Source organism: Cohnella herbarum (genome assembly GCF_012849095.1).
Lineage (GTDB): Bacteria > Bacillota > Bacilli > Paenibacillales > Paenibacillaceae > Cohnella > Cohnella herbarum.
In genome coordinates, this window is sequence record NZ_CP051680.1 from 7,271,593 (window position 1) to 7,286,595 (window position 15,003).

Here is a 15,003-nt window from a genome sequence, read left to right on the forward strand (position 1 = left end):
GTGACCATTCGGGTTAGAGTTTGGAATGAATATCGGCATGAGAGGTCGAATCCGGCGGTAAAAGAAATTTATCCGGACGGCATCCATCAAACGATTGCTCGAGCGCTAAGGGAAGACGGGCATGACGCGGACACGGCGACTTTAGACGAACCGGAGCATGGGCTATCGGAAGAGGTACTTCGGCAAACGGATGTACTGATCTGGTGGGGCCATATGGCGCATGATGAAGTCGAGAATGCCGTCGTCGAGCGGGTATATGCCCGCGTGCTGGAGGGGATGGGGTTGATCGTGCTTCATTCCGGCCATTATTCGAAAATATTCCGCAAACTGATGGGCACGAGCGGCGGACTCAAGTGGCGGGAAGCGGACGAGAAGGAGCGGATTTGGGTCGTGAATCCGGCTCACCCGATCGCTGCCGGAATCGGCGAATATATCGAGCTGCCGCAGGAGGAAATGTACGGAGAGCATTTCGATATTCCCGCTCCGGACGATCTCGTGTTCGTGAGTTGGTTCGCCGGAGGAGAGATTTTCCGCAGCGGCTGCGCATACTATCGGGGACAAGGGAAAGTGTTTTATTTTCGTCCGGGGCATGAAACGTATCCGACATACCACAATCCCGAGATCCAACGCGTGATAGCTAATGCCGTAAGATGGAGCGCTTGGTCCGGAGGGGCGAAGCCGCAATACGGCCATGTGCCGGTGCCTCTGGAAAGCTTAAGTGGAGTAGAGAATTAGAGAATACCCCTGGGAGATGCTCGTTCGGAAAATTTATTTCCGGTCGGGCGTCTTTTTTTCTTATTCGTGGCAGCGTGCAGAGTTGAGTTGAATTGGGGTAAAATAAGGGGAAAGGGTCGGGAGAGAACGGAGGAAGCGAAGATGTCAGTCATTGGCTGGATGGTTAGCGGAGTAGGTGCGGTGACCGGAAGCGCGGCTGCGGCTTTGTACGGTATAACCGTGAAAGCGCAGAGGCCTCGCCTTGTGCCGAACGAGAAGGTGCCGTCGGTTCCGTACGAATCAACCGAATGGAAAAGCGGCGGCAAGACGGTCAAAGGTTGGTTCTTATCCCATGCGGATGCGGAATCCCCCGGACCGGGTCCGGTTATTATCGTCGCGCACGGCTGGGGCTCCAACCGATCAAGGGTATTGAGATACGCGCTTCCGCTCTATGATGAAGGCTATTCGATTCTGATGTACGATGCGCGAAGCCATGGGGAGAGCGAATTTTATAAGACGCCGACAGGTTTGCAGTTCCGAGACGATCTGCTTGCCGCCTTGAATTGGCTCGGTCAACGGACCGAGGTGGATCCAAGCCGAATCGGCGTTCTCGGGCACTCGTTAGGCGCGTTCGGTGCCGTGCTTGCCCTTGATGAAGGAGCTCCGATTGCCGCGCTCGTTACCGATTCGATGCCGGTCAAATTCGAGACGATGATCGGAGCGGAGTTGAAACGAAGGAAGTTGCCGCAATTTCCGCTCGCGCATTTGCTGCCCCGGATGATGGTGTGGCGCAGCGGAATATCCCGTTCCATGATGAAGCGGGCGAATCCCGCCAGAATACTCAGCGATAACGCACGGAATCGCATGACTCCCGTTCTGCTCGTTCATTCGCGCAAAGACGGATTCATCCCTTCATCCGAGCTCAACCTCGTGTTATCCCACGCGCCGGATTTGCCTCATCTGTTCGTGGATGCCGAAGGACACAGCGCCTCGGATCGCGATCCGGCTTTCTGGCCGGCGGTGACGACCTTCTTCCGAACGGCGTTACAAAAAAAGTAGGCTTACGGCGTCGAGCCGCAAGCCTCAAGATATATATTATTGAAAAGGGGGGTCATGTTTGTATTGTAACCCCCTTTCATGAAGAGAAGATGAAGACAAGATTACGGTTCCGTTACAAAAGTGAAAGCGGTCTCGTAATCGGGGACGAAGAAGGGCTGAGCGATTCAGTCCTTCTTTTTCGTTAACTGCATTTTATGCAAAGTATGCGCGGCTCCCCATTCATGCATGGCCATGAGAATAGGTTCTAAACTTTTGCCGTATTCGCTGATGGAATATTCGACTTTAGGCGGAACTTGAGGGTAGACTACGCGCACGATAATATCCTCGTCCTCCAATTCGCGCAGCTGCTTGGTCAGCATCCTCTGCGTAACGCCCGGAACGATTCGTTTAAGCTCATTGAATCTAGTCGTGCCTTTATTTAGTAAATGCAGTAAAATAATCGGTTTCCATTTCCCGACGAGAATCCCCAGCGCATCTTCTACTCGGCATAAGTCCGGTTCGATTTGCATTCCCCTTTGCTCCTTTACGGTATCTTTTTGTATACTATACCACATTGATGTGCGTACTATTAATATTCATCCTTATGGTACACAATAGCATTATGAAACAGCAAACAAAGTGTTGCCACTTAAATGAATAGGAGTGAGGATCGCAATGGAAAAATACCGTATCGACCCCAACAAAGGGCTGGAATTCGGCATATATACGCTAGGCGATCATCTTCCCGACCCGGGTACCGGGAATCGAATATCATCGCAGCAACGCATTCATGAGATTATTGAATTAGCCAAGTTAGCCGAGCAAGCGGGCGTCGATTTCTTCAGCGTAGGCGAGAGTCATCAAGAATACTTTACGACTCAGGCGCATTCGGTCGTTATAGCGGCAATTGCCCAGGCAACCGAAAAAATAAAAATCGGAAGCTCTTCGACCATTATCAGCACGTCCGATCCGGTTCGCGTCTACGAGGATTTCGCGACGATAGACCTGATTTCCAACGGACGCGCGGAGATAATCGCCGGTCGGGCTTCCCGGGTAGGGTTGTTCGAATTGTTAGGCTACAACGTCCGCGATTACGAGGAGCTGTTCGAAGAGAAGTTCGAACTGTTAGTGAAGCTTAACGAAGAAGAGGTCATCACTTGGAACGGACAGTTCCGGGCTCCCTTAAAGAATGCCAAGCTGTATCCCCGTCCTCTTAACGGCTCATTGCCGATATGGCGCGGAGTAGGCGGGCATCCGGCAAGCGCAATTAAAGCCGGTTATGCCGGAGTTCCGATGATGCTCGCTACATTAGGCGGTCCTGCTTCCAGCTTTAAGCGATCGATTGATGCCTATCGGGAAGCCGCGCAGCAGAGCGGTTTCGATCCCGCACAACTTCCGGTTGCGACCGCAGGTTTCTTCTATGTTGCCGATACTACTCAACAGGCGCTAAGCGAAGCTTATCCGCATGTTAACGTGGGTATGGAGTTGGTTAACGGGCGCGGGTATCCAAAACAGCATTTCGCCCAAGGCGGCGATGCCCGCGACGCCATGCTAATCGGGAGTCCCCAGCAGATCATTGAAAAAATACTGTACCAACACGAGCTGTTCGGCCATCAGCGTTACATCGCGCAAATGGATTTCGGCGGCGTACCCTTTGAGAAGCTATTGAATAATATCGAGCTGATCGCGACGAAAATTTTACCGGAGGTACGTAAGCATACCGCAAAATAATAGGGGGGGAATGAATGATGAAAATCGTGGGATTATCGGGCTCGAAGGTAGGATCGAAAACGCGCACGGCGATGGATTACGCCGTCAAATCGTTTGCCGATAAATATCCGGATGCGGAAATCACTCTCATAGACCTGGCGGATTACGACGTTCAATTCAGCGATGGGCGAAGTTACTTGGAGTATGAAGGAGATACGGGATTCGTTACAAGGAAGCTAATGGAAGCGGATGCCATTGTTATCGGAACGCCTATTTTCCAAGCATCCATTCCGGCAACGTTAAAAAACATCTTCGATTTGCTGCCGGTTAATGCCTTCCGCGACAAAATCGTAAGCATGCTCGTTACGGCCGGCACGCCGAAGCACTACCTTGTGGCGGAACAACAGCTCAAACCGATACTAGCTTACATGAAAGCGCAGATTGTCCAAACTTACGTATTTATCGAGGAGAAAGATTTTCATCGCAAAGAAATCGTAGACGATGACGTTCTCTTCCGGATCGATCGTTTAGTCGAGGATACGTACGTGTTGACCGAAACGTTTACTAAAATCCGGACGGAAAAAGAAGCTCAATATCATTTCTAAATCAAGCCGGTAAGGTCGCCTCGATACCCGAACAACCCGTCATTCGCGAGAGAATGACGGGTTGTTCGAATTCCAAGCAGGATTCGCCGTTACAGGTTACGCAACAATGCGGGAAGAACGATCGTATTGATCGTTTCGTGCAGCTCTTCCCGGGTACCTTTCCCTTGCTTAATGAAGTACATGCTGGCGCTTTCGATCATGCCTATCAGGCCTGCGGCAGCCAATTCGTAATGGAGCTTGTTCAGTTCGCCGTCTTCATGTCCTTGACGCAGAATGTCCGACAGAAAATCGATATATTTGTTCTTAAGTCCCATAATCCGCTCGAGAATTTCCGGTTCGATTCCGTTCGTAATTTCGTTGGCGATAATATGGACGAGCTCGCTGTACTGGAGGAACAGTTCAACATGTCGTTGGACGATGCTTCTGATTTGCTGCTCGGGAGGTTGATTTTCGCTTAGGACTTGCCCGATCTGGTCTTTCAGCATTTGAAAACCGTCCGTGACGATTGTCTCGAACAGTTCTCCTTTTCCCGAAAAATGATAGTAAAGCGTCCCTTTGGCTACATTGGCTTCCTTGGCGATGTCGTCCATGCTCGTTCTATGATAGCCAAGCTCGGAAAACAGTTTAACCGAGGCGTCGACGATTTTATTTCTGCTCACTGAAGTATCGGTCCCTTCTGGCGATTCGATCTTTGTCCCAGTATAACATATCCCCTCTGGAAATTAACCGACCGTTAGCGTTCTTCTGCCTCCTCCGGAAGGAAGAATAGAGAGAACGCCCGCCTTCGTATCCTTCAGACTCGACCATTCGTATCCGCTCGTCATCGGCGATAGTCGCAAGCCCGCGGATATGGCTGCTTGGATGTTTTGCAAAAACACTAGCGTCGGAGCCTTGGCATGGGCATCCTCTTCCCACTCCATATTGAACGCGTTACGGTCGCGATCGTACGAGTAACTAAGAAGGGTACCGGACGTCGCCATCGGATAGCTTCGGCACACCGCGTTAAACGAGGAGTATCGATCCATCTCGGGATAGAGGTAACACCAATACGCGTCGCTGCATAACAATCGTTCGAAGTTCCGTTGTACTTGAAGCGCCGCCTCTTCGGCCAATTCGGATTCCCCGTAAGCGCCCCACTCTCCGATCAACATCGGCATTTCGAGCCTGCTTCTCGTCCTCTCGTGGCTTTCGAAAATATAATCCACTCTGCCGCTATTGGCGGCATGAACGTATTCCGAATCGGTGACGAGATCGTAGCCGTGAGGAGCGAAGGCTTGTTGACCGTCGCGACGGTCCTGGACATCCGTTACCGGCAGGATCGAACTCGGCACACCCAGATTGGAAAAATAGTTCGTCTCTAGAAACAAGATGCCGTCAGGATCTTCTTCGCGAATGGCTTGCCCTACCTTCCGGAAAAACGGGGTAAGCACGCTCCGTTCGAAAACGACTTGCGCGGGAGCGGTAGCTTCCATGATTCTGCGATAGGCATCGGGAGAATCGAGCAAGCTCAGCGCCTGCAACTTTTGCTCGGGATGGGACCAAATTTCAAACAGTTGTTCCACGTCGGGCGCCGGTTGTCCCGTATATTCGGCTGCGAGTTCACCGTAGGAAGTGAACATCCCGCCTACCATTTCCTCCACTTTAGAACCGATGAAAGGCTCGTTCATCAAGTCGTAGCCGATCAGGTTCGGTTCATCGCGCAACCGTGCGGCGACGAACCGCCATGCGGCGGCGTAATGATCTTGAAGACCGACTCCGTCTGAAGCGGGGGAGTTGGCCCAGAAGTGATCGAACGCGGTTTGTACCGCTCGATCGAACAAATAGGCGTCGCTCCACAATGCGGTTGGAGCATAGGAATGGCCATCGGTTAACGTCGCCCACCCCGGCGCGCCATCCGAAAATCGCGAGCTGAATAGGTCCTGGTGCATGTCGAGGAACACATATATGCCGAAGCGGTAGGCGAGCCGGATTTGTTCCCTGATTTTCTCGATATATCGGACGTCGTACTCTCCGGGGTTCGGTTCGACCCCATCCCAGATGATGCCGAGCCGGATGACGTTAAATCCCCATTGCCGTAATTTTCGAAAATCTTCTTCGGACCAATCATCGATATATCCTTTGCTTTTGTCTTTGCAGACCATGCTAATGCCATGGAGAATAACGTGACGACCTTGAGCATCTACGAATCGCGAACCATCGACGGAAATGGGTTTCATAAGAATTCCTCCTGAAAATAAAATTAGAATGACTGGTCAGTACAATAACTATAGAGCGAATTTGTCAGAGATGTCAACCCTGAAACGGTGAAGAAAAAGGAAATCGGGATAATCGCTCGCCCCGGAGGCCGGTTTCCTGTTGCTTAACGGTGGTGAGCACCGCTATTTCGCCTCGGAGGCCGGTTTCCAGCTGCTTAACGGTGGTGAGCACCGTTATTTCGCCTTGGAAGTCGGTTTCCTGTTGCTTAACGGTGGTGAGCACCGTTATTTCGCCTTGGAAGTCGGTTTCTTGCCGCTTAACGGTGGTGAGCACCGTTATCTCGCCTCGGAGGCCGGTTTCTTGCCGCATAACGGTGGTGAGCACCATTATTTCGCCTTAGAAGTCGGTTTCCTATTACTTAACGGTGGTGAGCACCGTTATTTCGCCTTGGAAGTCGGTTTCCTGTTGCTTAACGGTGGTGAGCACCGTTATTTCGCCTTGGAAGTCGGTTTCCTGTTGCTTAACGGTGGTGAGCACCGTTATTTCGCTCGTTCACGGAGAGAACAGTTATCTTTTCGAGGATAACTCATCCACCAATGGCTTCCTGAGCGAGGATTGGTTTTTCGGTATTGACAGAATAATCGGATCGAATTAGGATTGTGTTGTACTGACTGGTCAGTTAAACAAATTGAGGAGGACTTATCATGAATCTGGATTACGAAGCGAAAGTCGTCTTTATCCCGGAAACGGGAAAGCGAGGCGAGAGAGTGACGATGAAAGTCGACTATGAGAATGTCGACCCTTCCGAATCGGATCGTTCCGTGTTGCGGATATCCGAATACGGAATCTACGACGTGATGAAGAAAGAAGGCGACCGCTCGTTCTCTTGGTCTTATTCGATCCCTTGGGAAGCACCGCTAAGAACGTACGAGATCGAGGTTTACGTACTGGATGCGCAAGGAAATAAGGGGCCAATCCAGTCGGTGCGATATCAAGTTTCAGGCTGAAATCGAGTAGCCCAGCAGAATCGACGATATTCGGCTGGGCTTTTTTTCTACTCTGCAGTAAAGCGCCAATTGAGTCACTCAGGAGCAAACAGTACCGCCGCATACACCTAATTCCTGCAAAAGAGTCACTCAGGAGCAAACAGTACCGCCTCATACACTTAATTCCTGCAAAAGAGCCACTCAGAAGCAAATAGTACCGCCACGCACTTAATTCCTGCAGAAGAGTCACTCAGGAGCAAACAGTACCGCTACATACACTTAATTTCTGCAAACGAGTCACAAGCTTCGGGTATGTGACGGCCTAAAAAGCTCTTAGACATACGGTATCGCTTTATACACCTGACGCGGCTTATATTTCCTTAAAGGCTCTTCCAGCAAATGACATGGATTCGAGGAGTCGGGGAACAATTGAACGCTAAAAATGGCCCCAATCTATCGATTCGTCCAAACTTCCCCGTCTGCCATCATGATACGATAACCGTCCTCGTCCAGATCGATCTCGACGACCGTGCCGTCCGCGAACATGCTGCGCTGTCGGCGCCAATTGCCGTCAACGTACTCGTGACCGGTCATCTCCGCAAAACCGACAAGCCCATGCAGGCGGGCCACCGTTCGGACGATCTCTAGCTCCCCATCCGTCGGCTGGATCGATAAGTAAGGAACGCCGCCGTTTAACAAGCCGTGCAGCCACCCTAGGTCGCGCTCCGGAATTCCCCATGCTCCTCTCTCCAGCGACCAAGGGACCACGATAGCATCATGGTATACGAGAGAGAACAAGGGAGCGGGGACGCAGATGGCAGGCCCTCCTCCGGGACCGGGATCGAGCGCGTAAGGGGCATGATGGACGAGATCCAGATGGGGAACGGCCCAATCCGCGGGCTCCTCCGAACTGATCAGCATCCCTCTGGAACGAATCTCTTCGAAGCAGGAAGCCCGATAGGCGAGGCATTCCGTTCGGCTCATCCGATGGCTCGGATCGTAACATTCGTCGCCCGGAATGACAGCGAACACGTCGATGTAAACGCCGTCCGGTTCAATGCCATTTGCTTTAAGCGTATCGTAATTCCGTTCGACGTAACCTTTGGATAAGCTCGTGCATAACCAACTGTGGGCACCGCCGGCCCAGTAATCGGAAAATTCCTCCTTCCCCTCGCCATCCTTGATAGTTAGGTCCGGGTGGTACGAAGCGGCATCGTGATAGAAATCCCGGTAATTGTCATGGATAGCGAACAATATCCCTTCTTCGTTGCACGTTTCCTGAAGCTTCCGCATCCCCTCGTACCCGCCTCCTGTGGGACTTGGCGGGAGAACGTCGGGATGAAGATTGTCGTACCCGTTCAGTCCCCATCCGTCTACGTGAACATACAGCTTGTCTCCGTATCGGCGGCCAAGCTCCTTCAATTGCGCCGCTCTCTCCTCGAAAGGAACGGCAAAGTCGTTTTTCTCCGGATCCGTCTTGTCGTAATAATAAGACTCGGGGGCAATGCGGGTATGAACGCCGGTATGTACGACCGCTGCCCCGCTCAAACCTTCCAGCTTCGGATTGAGGGCTTGCTTTTGAGCCAACGTGCGAAGCTTGCCGAGGCTGTGCACGTAACTTCGGTACATTTTCGCCATCGCGACGTAATCCAAGCCTTTCTTGAATCGAACGCGCAGTCTTCGGATGCCTTCGAAACGTCCTAGCGAATGGAGCCAGACGGCTTCTAAGTGCGTATGGACGCTTGGAAGGTGTTCGACGGAAAGGCGGGAGTCATTCGGAGTATCGATGATCGCAAGATAGCCGTGCCCATCTTGGTATTGCCCCCACCACGGCATGTAGGCATCTCGTCCGTACATCATTCCTTGATGGTACCGTCGCACGGGTTCCCGCCAATTTCCCGGAATCAAGTAGCCTTGCATGGCAGGTACCGCCGTATAGTCGGCTTCGCCTCCACCGAAGAAGCGGAAGCCGCCAGGCCAGACGATTTCGGAGATGCTCTCGATCTCTCCGTCCGGTTCATGGACTTCAAAGACGAGCTCGCCGTTATGCGAGTTCAGCAGCAAGGAAAGATTGAGATAAACTCCGTACTCGATGCCATTGGCGGAAAAGGGTCCAACTTTAACGTGCACGCCCTTGAAGGTTCCCGACACGATCGTAGAGAACGCTTTTTTCGTCGCCGAGGATAGGGGTATCCCGATTCGGTCGGTCGGCGTCAATCCCCACGAGAGGCTTGCCGCGCCGGGAACGGTTTCCCATGTCGCGTCTCCAGCCTCCACTTTTACGGTTAAACTCGACTTATCAATTGATACTTTGATGCCGGCGCGTTCCAGCATGAATACGTGATCCTGTTCGTGAATGCTCATTTTTTTCATCCTTCCGTCGTTAATCTTCGCGTCCCCTACAACTTAACACTCGATAACCGAGTCAACTATTATCCGTTTTTAATATCGTTGCGAAAAAAACGCCTTTCGACGAGAGCGGGATGAATATATGGAACTCATATGAAAAATTGAACAAGGCTCCGATGCATTTTCGCATGCCGCATTAAAAGCTGCTTGTTGTTCCCGGATATACCCCGGAATACAATGGCAGTGAATACGGCGATAAGCGCGATTCGGCGACCTCAGCCGTCTGAATTCAAACCGGAGCATGGAGGCAATCGAATGAACCCGACAACCGCGAAAGAGCCACCAGTCGCGCACGCATTACACAGGTGGGAAGCGGAAACCCGAACGCTGCACTACGATTACGGCGGGTTTCCGTTGATGAGTATGTACATTCCCGAAGGAGTCGTGCCGTATTACCGGCAATATTCTAACGGAAATCTGCAAAGCCATCCGTTCATCCAGCAATTGTATTTGGCTTTGGATAAACCCGCGTCGGTCAAGATCTCGTTTCATTTGAGCGAGGACGCGCTTAATATGCGTCCTCATAGGGCTTCGAAGGGACAAGCGATTCTCGGGCAGGTAGGCAGGCCGCTGCTCGAAGGCGTGAACGGACTGTACGATCTACTTCAGGACTTGTTGATCGACTGGCACGGTACGGAGTGGAAATGGACGAACTCCTCCCTGAAGTCCGACGATGCGGGGAGATGGCATGCGGAACTGGAAGTCCAAGGCGGGTTAACGCCTTGGATCGTGAACTTAAGAATGCACTATTATCGAACCCATCTTCATTACCGCCACCATCAGCCATGGGAGTGGCGTCCGAATCTGCAACCGATATCGGGTTGGAGCTCTTGGGAAGCGTTCGCTCAAGGGGTCTCCGCCGAGGATATCGAACGCACGACGGCTTTCCTGGAAGCCCATTTCAAAGATTACGGCATGGAGTACGTTCAAATCGACGACGGATACCAATCGGAAGTCATTCCGCCCGATGGGGAAGGTAAGATCGCCGACGCATGGCTTTATACGAACGAGCGGTTCCCGAACGGGCACGAAGAAATCGCCGGAGAATTTCGGAATCGGGGGTTCAAGGCAGGAATTTGGACAAGCGCGATGGTGACGAACAGGGAGTTCGCGGAACTTCACCGCGACCATTTCGAGAAGGATTCGAATGGGGATCCGCTGTACGGACCGTGGATATTCTACGTGCTCAAGGGTAATCCGGAAGCCTTGGCGGAGCATGTTGCTCCGTTCTATCAAGCGCTTAGAGAGCAAGGATACGAGTATTTCAAGACGGATCAAATTCGCCACTACTTATTCGACGGCTTGCATAATGCGGTTAACGACGGGCTGATTACAAGCGAGGAAGCATCCAATCAATTGCGCGAATACCTGAGATGCGCGAGGGAGGCGATCGGCGACGACAGTTATTTTCTCGTTTGCTGGGGCGTGTTGACCGAAGCGGTCGGTCTAGTGGATGCCTGCAGAATCGCCGGGGATTCGAACGCGAGCTGGACGGCGGTCTGCAAGCAAATGGTCGAATCGGCCCGGTGGTTCCACACGCAACGCATCTTGTACTTAAACGATCCGGATTACGTATGCGTCCGGACGGACGAGGCTTGGGGCCGATCGTTGTTATCTCTTGTGTCGCTCTCGGGCGGGCTGCTGATGCTCAGCGACAAAACCGAACTGTACGACCAAAGCAGAATTCACGCCATTCAGCGTTGCTTCCCTTCCCTATCTACCGTGACGGGGGAAACCGGGCCGCTGGATGCGACATATCCGCTAGATCTGTCGTTGCCCCAAGCGCCCCAAGGGACAATCGACGAAGCATTCGCGCGCGCATTGCTAGGTTTAGATCCCGATTCGCGGGATCCCCATCCGACGGCTTCGTTATGGAGTATCCATTTCGATACTCCTTCCCGCCGGTGGTGCGTGGCGGGACGATTCGCCGTCGTTCCGCTTGAAGAGGCCAAACTGGAGCTTCAAGCGTTGGCATTGGCACCGAACGACGAGTATCATGCGTTCGATTTCTGGAAGCAACGTTATATAGGAAAAATAACGAAATCGATCCGACTCGAAGCGCTGGAGCTCGGGCATTGTCAGATCGTCGGCTTGTACAAGGCCGAAGATCGCCCGCAACTGATCGGATCGTCCAGGCATGTTAGCATGGACGCGGTTAGCGTTCAGGATGAACGATGGGAGAACCATAGCTTGTTGCTAGAATTACGCGGGGTACTAGGTACGACCGAACATTATTGGATCGCGGTTCCATCCTCGTATAAGCACGAGGAGCATTGGGCGACCGGACTCGAGATCGCGATAGCTAATTGTGAAAGCACGGATGACGGTAACTTATTGAAGCTGAGCGTTCGTTTCGATCAGGAACGGGGCGAGGCTGCTATTCGATTCAGCACGGAATCAGATTATTTATCCTAAGGAGACGATCGAAATGAAACAATTAGCGAAAAGAGTCATTGTCATCGGATTGGACGGAGCTGGGAATATGATCGATCAAGCACGGACACCGAATATCGAGGCAGCATTGTCGGGCGGATTTATTACTTACTCGGCTCAGACCGTGCTTCCAACCATTAGCGGAGAGTGTTGGGGATCGATGTTCCATGGCGTTAAGCCGGAGCTGCACGGGCTGAACAACGAGAAGGCCGAGACAAACAAATATCCAGTCGATTCGCCTTATCCCTCCTTCCTGAGGATCGTGAAGGAAGCCGACCCGACGGCCGTCATCGCTTCGTTCAGCGCGTGGAAGCCGATCAATGACGGCATTATCGAAGAGGGAGTCGCGACGTATGTCTCCAACGTATACGCGGATAAGCATTTGGTAACAGAAGTCGCCGAGTTCGCCGATAAGCATTCGGATTTTAAGGCCATGTTCATCCAATTCGACGGAATCGACGGGGCCGGGCATAATTTCGGCTATGGCTCTCCTCTATATTTGGAAGTCATCGAAGAGACGGATGGATTCGTGGGCAGTATTCTCGATACTCTTCGGGCAAAGGACTTATTGGAGGAAAGCCTGATTATCTTACTCGCGGATCACGGCGGGGGCGGCGAGGATCCGCGAAACCACGGCAGCGATCATCCGAAGGACGCGACGATCTTCTGGGGCTGCGCAGGTCCGAATGTCTCGGACGCTGCCGTGGCGGAACCGGTACTCATAGAGGATACCGCCGCAGTCGTCGCGAAAGCGCTAGGTTTAGAGGCACCGGACGCTTGGTCGGGTAAAGTTCCCGCAGGTTTGTTCAAGGAGACAGTCGAATGAACCAATATGATCAAGATACCGATATCCCCGACTATTTTCGTGCCGAGCTATCGTTAATCGCCGATAAGGCGCTGAAAGAACAAAATGACGGGATCGTCCGCGTGCTCTTCTACACGGATCCGCATCATATGCCGGGAGGTAATCAGCTTCACGCAGCTACGGCTATCCGACGATTGGCACGCTCGATTCCGTTGGATGCGATCGTGTGCGGCGGAGATTTCAGCGAGAACGGGCCGAAAGAGGAAGTCCGACAATCGCAAAGGGAAATTCTTAACGCGCTTCGGGTACCGGAATGCCCCCTGTTTCCGGTGAAAGGCAATCATGACGATAATTCCATACACGACTTCCACCGAAAAACGGGGAGTACGGATCACGTGATATTCCCGATTGAATCCTACGAGGAGTGGCTAAAGCCATTAGAAGGTACGGTAACCTTCGACAAAGGAAACGAATGCGGACTCTATTACTTCTATGACATTGAGGACAAAAATACGAGGATCGTCATCTTGAATAGTACCGATATCCCTTATGTTACCGCGGATAACGGGATGCTTCGTCAGAACGGACAGTGGGAATACGCATTCTCCGAAAGACAGCTGGATTGGGTTCGGCGCAAAGCATTCGATTTCGGCGGCAAAGCGAACGGGGACGAGTGGAAGGTCGTGATCTTCTCTCACGTCCCTATCGTTCAAAGCGGCGTGACCGGAGCCGATCATGAAGTATCGGGCGGCGAAGCGATGTGGAAAATCATTCGAGAGAACCGTCGCCACGTCGCGACTTGCTTTTTCGGTCACGTGCATTACGACCAAGTTCTGTTCAAGGATGACATTCCTATGATCTCTACGCTGAATGCGGTTTCCTATAAGGACTTCGACGATTGCCCGGATAAAATAAAAGGAACGCTCTCGGAAACGGCATTCGATATCGTCCGCATCGATTACGCGAAAGGCGAACTGACTGCAACGCGGTTCGGAGCAGGCGAAGATCGAACCGTAAGCATCTAAAATCAATGAAGGAGAGGAATGAGCGTATGGGACTGAATACGTCCGAGAACGGAATGGACTCTTGGTTGACCGATGATCGATATCCTGATTTGCCGGAGTATTATCACGCGCCTTTAAGCCAAGCGATCGATAGAGCAAAACAAGCGCAGTCGAAAGGGACCGTCGACCTCGTATTCTACACCGACCCCCATCATAAGCCGGGAGGGAATCAGCTTCTGGCTGCGGCCGCGGTCAAGCATGCTGCTAAAGCGCTCTCTTCGGACTGTATTGTCGTCGGGGGCGATATCGTTGAGAATGGGCCGAAGGATATTGTCGTATTGGCCCAGTCGGAGTTCATGGAAGCGATCAGGATGCCGGGATGCCCCGCCTTACCGACGAGGGGAAACCATGACGACAATTCGATTCATGATTTTCACCGGAAATTAAGAGGGGCTAATCATGTCATTTTCCCGGTCGAGGCCTATGCGGACATTTACCAATGTCTGAACGGAACGGTTTCCTTCGACAAAGGAAACGAAACAGGACTTTATTATTGCTACGATATCCCAGGCAAAAAGACGAGAGTCGCAATGTTGAACAGCGTCGATATTGTCTACAAAATAAAAGCGGACGGGATGCTGCAGCAAAACGGGCAATGGGAATATGCCTTCTCGGAGAGGCAGGTCGATTGGTTCGAACATAAGGTGTTCGATTTTACCGGCTTGCCGGAAAGCGAAAGCTGGAAAGTCGTCATTTTCTCGCATTTGCCCATTATTCAACGCGGGGTTAAAGGGTATGTCGACGGAGAGGTCGAGAACGGCGAGAAGATTTGGAAAATCATAAAAACAAACCGCAAACACGTCGTTACCTGTTTGTTCGGACACGTCCATATCGACCAGATGCTGTATCATGATGGTATTCCGATGATATCTACGCTTAACGCGGTCAGCTACAGAAATTACGACGAAAGTCCGGAACGGACGGTCGGTACGGCGTCCGAGACGGCGTTCGATCTCATAAGCATCGACTACTCGAAGGGCGAATTGCGCCTTACCCGGTTCGGAGCGGGGGAAGACAGGATAATTAAATTCGAAGCATAAGGG

General features: G+C 52.1%; 14 protein-coding genes. 10 read left to right on the plus strand and 4 right to left on the minus strand.

What is annotated here, in order from left to right; genetic code table 11:
* The first annotated feature begins 6 nt into the window (after positions 1-6).
* A complete protein-coding gene (locus HH215_RS30555) occupies positions 7-735 on the plus strand; it encodes a ThuA domain-containing protein (protein ID WP_375140536.1) in 729 nt (242 codons plus the stop codon).
* 141 nt (positions 736-876) lie between these two features.
* Positions 877-1,773, plus strand: a complete 897-nt coding sequence (locus tag HH215_RS30560) for an alpha/beta hydrolase (RefSeq protein ID WP_254450274.1) — start codon at positions 877-879, stop codon at positions 1,771-1,773.
* 164 nt (positions 1,774-1,937) lie between these two features.
* Here the strand turns inward: HH215_RS30560 and HH215_RS30565 are convergent, their stop codons facing one another.
* Entirely contained in the window at positions 1,938-2,282 is a 345-nt protein-coding gene (locus HH215_RS30565; protein WP_169283337.1) for a winged helix-turn-helix transcriptional regulator, read from the minus strand.
* A gap of 145 nt (positions 2,283-2,427) precedes the next feature.
* Here HH215_RS30565 and HH215_RS30570 point away from each other — a divergent pair, with 145 nt between their 5' ends.
* Complete coding sequence (locus HH215_RS30570) at positions 2,428-3,483, plus strand: LLM class flavin-dependent oxidoreductase (protein WP_169283338.1); 1,056 nt, start codon at positions 2,428-2,430, stop codon at positions 3,481-3,483.
* A gap of 17 nt (positions 3,484-3,500) precedes the next feature.
* Positions 3,501-4,067, plus strand: coding sequence for an NADPH-dependent FMN reductase (locus HH215_RS30575; protein ID WP_169284659.1), 567 nt, complete (start codon positions 3,501-3,503; stop codon positions 4,065-4,067).
* A gap of 89 nt (positions 4,068-4,156) precedes the next feature.
* On the opposite strand, the gene HH215_RS30580 is transcribed toward HH215_RS30575, so the two are convergent.
* A complete protein-coding gene (locus HH215_RS30580; RefSeq protein WP_169283339.1) occupies positions 4,157-4,726 on the minus strand; it encodes a TetR/AcrR family transcriptional regulator in 570 nt (189 codons plus the stop codon).
* A 63-nt stretch (positions 4,727-4,789) separates the two neighbouring features.
* The gene (locus HH215_RS30585; RefSeq protein WP_169283340.1) at positions 4,790-6,283 is read right to left on the minus strand and encodes a cellulase family glycosylhydrolase; all 1,494 of its coding nucleotides are present in this window, start codon (positions 6,281-6,283) and stop codon (positions 4,790-4,792) included.
* A gap of 139 nt (positions 6,284-6,422) precedes the next feature.
* On the opposite strand from HH215_RS30585, the gene HH215_RS30590 reads away from it, so the two are divergent.
* The gene (locus HH215_RS30590) at positions 6,423-6,848 is read left to right on the plus strand and encodes a hypothetical protein (protein ID WP_169283341.1); all 426 of its coding nucleotides are present in this window, start codon (positions 6,423-6,425) and stop codon (positions 6,846-6,848) included.
* A 119-nt stretch (positions 6,849-6,967) separates the two neighbouring features.
* Positions 6,968-7,270, plus strand: a complete 303-nt coding sequence (locus HH215_RS30595) for a hypothetical protein (RefSeq protein ID WP_169283342.1) — start codon at positions 6,968-6,970, stop codon at positions 7,268-7,270.
* A 432-nt stretch (positions 7,271-7,702) separates the two neighbouring features.
* On the opposite strand, the gene HH215_RS30600 is transcribed toward HH215_RS30595, so the two are convergent.
* Positions 7,703-9,613: a DUF6259 domain-containing protein gene (locus tag HH215_RS30600; RefSeq protein WP_169283343.1), complete on the minus strand. Its 1,911-nt coding sequence runs from the start codon at positions 9,611-9,613 to the stop codon at positions 7,703-7,705.
* Positions 9,614-9,913: 300 nt separating this feature from the next.
* Here HH215_RS30600 and HH215_RS30605 point away from each other — a divergent pair, with 300 nt between their 5' ends.
* The 4 genes from HH215_RS30605 to HH215_RS30620 are packed head-to-tail and all read left to right on the plus strand — an operon-like array spanning position 9,914 to position 15,000.
* Positions 9,914-12,073 carry an alpha-amylase family protein gene (locus HH215_RS30605; RefSeq protein WP_169283344.1) on the plus strand — a complete coding sequence of 720 codons (2,160 nt, stop codon included), beginning with the start codon at positions 9,914-9,916 and terminating at the stop codon, positions 12,071-12,073.
* A gap of 13 nt (positions 12,074-12,086) precedes the next feature.
* Positions 12,087-12,917, plus strand: coding sequence for an alkaline phosphatase family protein (locus tag HH215_RS30610; RefSeq protein WP_169283345.1), 831 nt, complete (start codon positions 12,087-12,089; stop codon positions 12,915-12,917).
* On the plus strand, positions 12,914-13,921 hold the full coding sequence (locus HH215_RS30615) for a metallophosphoesterase family protein (RefSeq protein WP_169283346.1): 1,008 nt from the start codon (positions 12,914-12,916) through the stop codon (positions 13,919-13,921). The genes HH215_RS30610 and HH215_RS30615 overlap by 4 nt, the downstream gene beginning before the upstream one ends.
* A gap of 26 nt (positions 13,922-13,947) precedes the next feature.
* On the plus strand, positions 13,948-15,000 hold the full coding sequence (locus HH215_RS30620; protein WP_169283347.1) for a metallophosphoesterase family protein: 1,053 nt from the start codon (positions 13,948-13,950) through the stop codon (positions 14,998-15,000).
* Positions 15,001-15,003: the final 3 nt, after the last annotated feature.